Genomic DNA, 7343 nt, shown 5'->3' on the forward strand with positions numbered 1-7343 from the left:
CAGGCGCTACAGCCTGAGGCGGGTCCACAAGTTCGGCCACGTGCCCGAACTGCTGGTGACCTTCGGCCTGTCGTTCCTGATCCTCGAGCTGGTCCAGCTGGTCTGGGGGCGCTCCACGGTGCCCTATGGCCTTCCGACGCAACTGCAGGGGCCGCTCTTCACGCTGTTCGGCACCCAGTTCCCGAAGTCGCGCTCCTTCATCATGCTGGTGGCGCTGCTGATGCTGCTGTCGGTGTGGCTGCTGCTGACGCGCACGCGCATCGGCCTCGTGATCCAGGCCGCGCTCAAGCATCCCGAGATGGTCGAGGCGCTCGGCCACAACGTGCCCCGGGTCTTCATGCTGGTGTTCGGCGGTGGTGCCGCGCTGGCCGGCCTGGCCGGCGTGGTGGGCGGCAACACCTATGTGACCGAGCCGGCCATGGCGGCCTCGGTGGGCTCGATCATCTTCGTGGTGGTGGTGGTCGGCGGGCTGGGCTCGCTGGCGGGCGCCTTCCTGGCGTCGCTGCTGATCGGCATCATCCAGACCTTCGCGGTGGCGATGGACCAGTCGATGGCCACCGGCCTGCAGGCGCTCGRCGTCGCGGTGAACGATGGCACCTTCGGCTATCCGCTGCTCAAGCTCACGATCTCGCAGGTGGCGCCGATCCTTCCCTATCTCTTTCTTGTGCTCATCCTGATCTTCAGGCCCAAGGGCCTGCTCGGCACGCGGGAGGATTGACATGAGTGCAACGCCAAGCATGACCACGCAGTACTACCGCTTCAAGCCCCTGAACCTCGGGCGCTTTTTCATCTGGTCGCTGTTCGCGATCGTCCTGATCGTCGCGCCGATGGTCTTCAAGACCAGCCTGGCGCTCACGATGCTCTCGCAGATGGGCTACCTCATCATCATCTGCCTGAGCTACAACATCCTGCTCGGGCAGGGCGGCATGCTGAGCTTCGGGCATGCGGTCTACGTCGGGCTCGGCTCCTTCATCGCGATCCACGCGATGAACCTGGCGGGCAAGGGCGGCTGGCCGATCCCGCTGGTGCTGATCCCGCTGGTGGGCGGCCTGGCCGGCATGTTCTTCGCGATCGTGCTGGGCTTCGTGACGACCAAGAAGTCCGGCACCACCTTCGCGATGATCACGCTCGGCATCGGCGAGCTGGTGGCCTCGATGGCGCTGATGTTCCCGGGCTTCTTCGGCGGCGAGGGCGGCATCACGACCGACCGCGTCTACGGCAAGCCCTTCTTCGGCATCAGCTTCGGGCCCCAGATCCAGGTCTACTACCTGATCGCGGTGTACTGCTTCATCTGCACCGCGCTGATGTATGCCTTCACGGGCACGCCGCTCGGGCGCATGCTGAACGCGGTGCGCGACAACCCGGAGCGGGTCGAGTTCATCGGCTACAACACGCAGCGGGTGCGCTACTTCGCCTTCATCGTCGCCGGCTTCTTCGCCGGCATCGGCGGCGGCCTGGCGGCGATCAACTTCGAGATCGTCAATGCGGCCGACAGCCTCAACGCCCTGCGCTCGGGCAGCTACCTGCTGTTCACCTTCCTGGGCGGGGCGATCTTCTTCTTCGGGCCGATCATCGGCGCGGTGCTGCTGGTGTTCGCCGCGGTGCTGCTGTCGGAGCTCTCCAAGGCCTGGCAGCTCTACTTCGGGCTGGTCTTCGTCTTCATGGTGATGTTCGCGCCGGGCGGCATCGCCAGCCTGGTGATGATGAACCTGCGGGTGGCGAAGTTCGGCAAGTTCAAGCAATTCTGGCCGCTCTACGGCGGCTTGCTGGTGGCGATCGTCCCGGTGGTGATCGGCGCCGCCGCGCTCATCGAGATGATCTATCACATCCAGCTCAACTCGGCCCTGGGGCCGAACCTGCCGTTCATGGGCGTCTCGCTCGACACTTCGGGCGTCGCCAGCTGGTTCGGCGCGGCGCTGATCATGGTCGCGGGCCTGGCCGTGCTCGAGTTCGTGCGGCTGCGCTTCGTGCGGGCGTGGGGTACCGCGCAAGAGCAGATCGAGGCCGAGATCAAGCGGAGGGAGACGGCATGAGCGCAGCGCAGAACCGCTTCAAGCAAGCTCGCGCCCCCTTGGGGGGCAGCGAGGACACGGCAGTGCCGAGCGTGGGGGCCCTATGACCCACGCACTCGAACTCAAAGCCTTGCGCAAGAATTTCGGCAAGACCGAGATCATCCGCGGCGTCGATCTCGCGGTCGAGGCCGGCGAGCGGATCGCGATCATCGGGCCGAACGGCGCCGGCAAGTCGACGCTGTTCAACCTGATCAGCGGGCGGCTCGCGCCCAGCAGCGGCGAGGTGCTGCTGAACGGCCAGCGCATCGACGGCAAGAAGCCCTTCGAGATCAACCGGCTGGGCCTGTCGCGCAGCTTCCAGATCACCAACATCTTCCCGAAGCTCAGCGTCTTCGAGAACCTGCGCTGCGGCGTGCTGTGGAGCCTGGGCTATCGCTACAGCTTCCTGCGCTTCCTGTCGAATCTCCACGACGCCAACGAGCGCACCGAGGAACTGATCCACCAGGTCGGGCTGGACCGCAAGCGCGACGTGCACGCGGTGAACCTGACCTACGCCGAGCAGCGTGCGCTGGAGATCGGCGTCACCATCGCCGGCGGCGCCGGCGTGATCCTGCTCGACGAGCCGACGGCCGGCATGAGCAAGACCGAGACCTCGCACTTCATCTCGCTGATCAAGCAGGTCACGGTCGGCAAGACCCTGCTCACGGTGGAGCACGACATGGGCGTGGTGTTCGGCCTGGCCGACAAGATCGCCGTGGTGGTCTACGGCGAGGTGATCGCCTTTGACACGCCGGCGGCGGTGCGCGCCAATGCGCGCGTGCAGGAAGCCTACCTGGGGTCGTCCGTCGCCGATGCGCAGGGCGGAGGACACTGAAATGTTGAAGCTACAAGACATCCACGCCTATTACGGCAAGAGCCATGTGTTGCATGGTGTTTCGTTCGACGTCGGCCCCGGCGAGATCGTCGCGCTGCTGGGCCGCAACGGCTCGGGCCGCTCGACCACGGCCAAGGCCATCATGGGCCTGGTGCACGCCGAGGGCACGCTGCGCTGGAAGGAACAGGACATCCTGCGCCGCAAGGCCTACGAGATCGCGCATTTCGGCATAGGCTACGTGCCCGAGAACCGCGACATCTTCCCCAAGCTGACGGTGCACCAGAACCTGCTGCTGGGGCAGAAGGGCAACGGCCGCGGCAGCCGCTGGCAGTTCGACGACATGTACGGCATGTTCCCGCGGCTCAAGGAACGCCAGCACACCGAGGCCGGCGTGCTCTCGGGCGGCGAGCAGCAGATGCTGACCTTGTGCCGCACGCTGATGGGCGACCCCGACCTGATCATCATCGACGAGCCGACCGAGGGACTGGCGCCGAAGATCGTCGAGCTGGTCGGGCAGTACCTGCGCACGCTCAAGGACAAGGGCATCTCGGTGCTGCTGATCGAGCAGAAGCTGACGATCGCGATGCAGATTTCCGATCGCGCGCTGGTGATGGGCCATGGCAGCATCGTGTTCGACGGCACGCCCGACAGCCTGCGTGCGGATGCCTCTACCCGGAAAGAGTGGCTGGAGGTCTGATCGCCTCAGGCTGCCTTGTCCCGGCAGCGACTTGGCCCGGTTGCCCGGTCGCTCGAAACGCCTAGAATTCGATAAAAAAAGAACGTCCGTGCTTTTTATGAACGGGGCAGCGGCGCATGATTTGCGCCATGCCCTCGGACCCGAATTTTTCGATCCTCTCCCATCCCAAAGGAACGCAGCATGACGGCTGAATACAAAGTGCTCGGCGACGTCGCCGTGATCACCCTGACCAATCCCCCGGTCAATGGCCTCGGTTTCTCGACGCGCATCGGCATCACCGACGGGCTCTCCAAGGCCATCGACGACCCGGCCGTCAAGTCGATCGTCATCACGGGCGCGGGCAAGGCCTTCTCCGGCGGCGCCGACATCAAGGAGTTCGGCACGCCCAAGGCGCTGCAGGAGCCCAATCTGCTGAGCGTCATCCTCGCGCTCGAGGCATCGACCAAGCCGATCGTGGCGGCGATCCACTCCGTCTGCATGGGCGGCGGCCTCGAACTGGCCCTGGGCTGCCACTATCGCGTGGCGGCGCCCGGCACCAGCATCGCGCTGCCCGAAGTCAAGCTGGGCCTGCTGCCCGGCGCCGGCGGCACGCAGCGCCTGCCGCGCGTGCTGGGCGTCGAGACCGCGCTCAACATGATCGTCAGCGGCGAGGCCGTGAAGAGCGAGATCCTCGCCTCGCTGCCGGGCCAGAAGCTGTTCGACAAGCTCGCGGCGTCGCCCGAGTCGGTGTTCGACGAAGCGGTGGAGTTCGCCAAGTCGGTGGCCGGCAAGACCGGCGATGCATTGCCGCTGGTGCGCAACCTGCCGTGCAAGCATCCGCAGGGCGACGCCTACTTCCAGTTCGCCAGGAACATGGTCGGCGGCATGTCGAAGAACTACCCGGCGCCGCTCAAGTGCGTCGATGCGGTCCAAGCCGCGACCAAGATGAAGTTCGCCGACGGCATGGCCGAGGAGCGGCGTCTCTTCACCGCGCTGATGTTCACACCCGAATCGGCGGCGCTGCGCCACCTGTTCATGGCCGAGCGCGCGGCTTCGCGCATTCCCGACGTCGCCGACGACACGCCCCAGCGCGCCATCAAGGCGGTCGGCGTGATCGGTGCCGGCACCATGGGTGGCGGCATCTCGATGAACTTCCTGAACGCGGGCATCCCGGTCAAGATCCTCGAGATGAAKCAGGAGGCGCTCGACCGCGGCGTTGCGACCATCAAGAAGAACTACGAGGCGCAGGTCAAGAAGGGCAAGCTCAAGCAGGACAAGTACGAGCAGCGCATGGCGCTCCTGAGCACCACGCTGAGCTATGACGAGCTGAAGGACGCCGACCTGATCATCGAGGCCGTGTTCGAAGAACTCGGCGTCAAGGAGGCGGTCTTCAAGGAACTCGATCGCGTCGCCAAGCCCGGTGCGATCCTGGCTTCCAACACCTCCACGCTGGACGTCGACAAGATCGCTGCATTCACTAAGCGTCCGCAGGACGTGGTCGGGATGCACTTCTTCAGTCCGGCCAACGTGATGAAGCTGCTCGAGGTGGTGCGCGGCAAGCAGACCGCCAAGGACGTGCTCGCCACCGTGATGTCGACGGCCAAGAAGATCAAGAAGACCGCGGTGGTCTCGGGCGTCTGCGACGGCTTCATCGGCAACCGCATGATCGAGCAGTACTCGCGCCAGGCGGGCTTCCTGCTCGACGAGGGCGCGACGCCGCAGCAAGTGGACAAGGCGATCGAGAAGTTCGGCTTCGCGATGGGCCCGTTCCGCATGGGCGACCTGGCCGGCAACGACATCGGCTGGGCGATCCGCAAGCGCCGTGCGACCGAAGTCGCCGACATGAAGTACAGCCGCACGGCCGACAAGCTGTGCGAACTGGGCCGCTTCGGCCAGAAGACCGGGGCAGGGTGGTACGACTACCAGGCCGGCAAGCGCGACGCGATTCCGTCGGAGCTGGTCAACAAGATGATCGAGGACCATCGCAGGGAACTGGGCATCACGCCGCGCAAGATCTCCGACGAGGAAATCGTGCAGCGCCTGGTGTATGCGCTGGTCAACGAAGGCGCCCACATCCTGGAGGACGGCATTGCCTCCAAGTCGGGCGACATCGACATGGTCTACCTCACGGGCTACGGCTTCCCGATCTGGCGCGGCGGCCCGATGCACTACGCGTCGCAGGTCGGCCTCTACAACGTGGCCGAGGCCATGAAGCGCTTCGCGAAGAATCCGCGCGATGACGCGAGCTTCTGGCAACCGGCGCCGCTGATCCAGAAGCTGGTGGCCGAAGGCAAGAGCTTCAGCTGAAGCAGGAACGAGACCGCCCTATGGTGAAACGCGTCTTCCTGGCGCTGCTGCTGGTGCTGGTGGCACTGGCGGCGGCTGTGGCGGTCAATACCTGGCGCACGCCGTCGCGGCAACTCGCCGTGGCGCCGGCGCCCAAGCTGGCGGTCGATGTGCAGGCAGCCGCCAAGCGGCTGGCCGGCGCGATTGYGTTCCGGACGGTGTCCAGCCTCGACGACCCGTCGGGCAACGCGGCCGAGTTCGACAAGCTGCATGCCTACCTGGCCGAGCAGTTCCCCAAGGTCCACGCCACCCTCAAGAAGGAAGTGGTGGGCGACAAGGCCTTGCTCTATACCTGGGTCGGCTCCGACCCCACGGCCAAGCCGATTGCGCTGATGGCGCACCAGGACATGGTCCCGATCGCGCCGGGCACCGAGAAAGCCTGGTCGGTCGATCCCTTCAGCGGTGCCATCCAGGACGGCTTCGTCTGGGGTCGCGGCACGCTCGACAACAAGGGCAATCTGTTCGCGCAGATGGAAGCCATCGAACTGCTGATCTCGCAGGGATTCAAGCCGACGCAGACCATCTACCTGGTGATGGGCGATGACGAGGAGGTCAGCGGCCTGCGCGGCGCGCTGCCGATCGCCGAACTGCTCAAGTCGCGCGGCGTGCGCCTGGACTGGGTGCTCGACGAAGGGCTGCTGGTGCTCGATGGCGTGCTGCCCGGCCTGTCGAAGCCGGCGGCGCTGATCGGCCTGGCCGAAAAGGGCTATGGCACCTTCTTCCTGAGCCTGGATACCGCGCCCGGCCACTCGTCGATGCCGCCGCAGCACAGCGCCATCGGCCGCATGAGCGCGGCACTGGCCCGGCTCGAGGCGACCCAGATGCCGGGCGGCATCAAGGGCGTGGCGGGGCAGATGTTCGAAACGCTGGCGCCCGAGATGAGCGGCTTCAACCGTGTGGCGCTGACCAACCTGTGGCTGACCGCGCCGCTGGTGAAGGGCCAGCTCGAAAAGAGCCCGAGCAGCAACGCCATGCTGCGCACCACCACCGCGCTGACGATCGTACGGGCCGGCAACAAGGACAACGTGCTGCCGGGCCGGGCCGAGGCGGCGGTCAACTTCCGCATCCTGCCGGGCGACAGCATCGACAGCGTCGAGAAGCACTTGAAGAGCGCACTCGGCGACGACGCGATCCAGGTCAAGCGCTACCCGGGCAACTCGGAACCTTCACCGGTGTCGCCGACCGACAGCACCGGCTACCGCTCGATCGAACAGGCGGTTCGGCAGAGCTTCCCGGATGCCGTGGTGGCGCCCGGCCTCATGACCGCAGCCACCGATTCGCGCCATTTCAGCCTGGTGAGCGATTCGGTCTATCGCTTCTCGCCGTTCCGCGCAAAGGCCGAAGACCTGCCGCGCTTCCACGGCACCAACGAGCGCCTGTCGATCTCGAACTACGGCGAGATGATCCAGTTCTATCAGCAGCTGCTGCGCAACAC

6 protein-coding genes are annotated in these 7343 nt (G+C 65.8%); all 6 read left to right on the top strand.

The features are described 5' to 3' along the window. Positions 1-718: ABC transporter permease subunit (locus AC1D2K_RS25720; RefSeq protein WP_478092058.1), on the top strand; the 718-nt coding region annotated here is incomplete at its 5' end. A gap of 1 nt (position 719) precedes the next feature. Further along, positions 720-2033, top strand: a complete 1314-nt coding sequence (locus tag AC1D2K_RS25725; RefSeq protein WP_478092060.1) for a branched-chain amino acid ABC transporter permease — start codon at positions 720-722, stop codon at positions 2031-2033. Between the two features lie 82 nt (positions 2034-2115). Beyond that, positions 2116-2886 (top strand): ABC transporter ATP-binding protein, encoded by a 771-nt coding sequence (locus AC1D2K_RS25730; protein WP_478092062.1) that lies wholly within the window; start codon positions 2116-2118, stop codon positions 2884-2886. 1 nt (position 2887) lies between these two features. Beyond that, positions 2888-3583: an ABC transporter ATP-binding protein gene (locus AC1D2K_RS25735; protein ID WP_478092063.1), complete on the top strand. Its 696-nt coding sequence runs from the start codon at positions 2888-2890 to the stop codon at positions 3581-3583. Between the two features lie 180 nt (positions 3584-3763). Further along, positions 3764-5869, top strand: coding sequence for a 3-hydroxyacyl-CoA dehydrogenase NAD-binding domain-containing protein (locus tag AC1D2K_RS25740; RefSeq protein ID WP_478092065.1), 2106 nt, complete (start codon positions 3764-3766; stop codon positions 5867-5869). Between the two features lie 20 nt (positions 5870-5889). Beyond that, a partial coding sequence (locus tag AC1D2K_RS25745) for a M20 family peptidase (protein WP_478092066.1) occupies positions 5890-7343 on the top strand: 1454 nt, incomplete at its 3' end.

Source organism: Variovorax sp. P1_H12_2 (genome assembly GCF_056405335.1).

What these genes read in the sequence shown, in the direction of transcription:
- AC1D2K_RS25725 (WP_478092060.1), top strand. Translation starts at nt 720, where the DNA reads ATGAGTGCAACGCCAAGCATGACCACGCAGTACTACCGCTTCAAGCCC.
- AC1D2K_RS25730 (WP_478092062.1), top strand. Translation starts at nt 2,116, where the DNA reads ATGACCCACGCACTCGAACTCAAAGCCTTGCGCAAGAATTTCGGCAAG.
- AC1D2K_RS25735 (WP_478092063.1), top strand. Translation starts at nt 2,888, where the DNA reads ATGTTGAAGCTACAAGACATCCACGCCTATTACGGCAAGAGCCATGTG.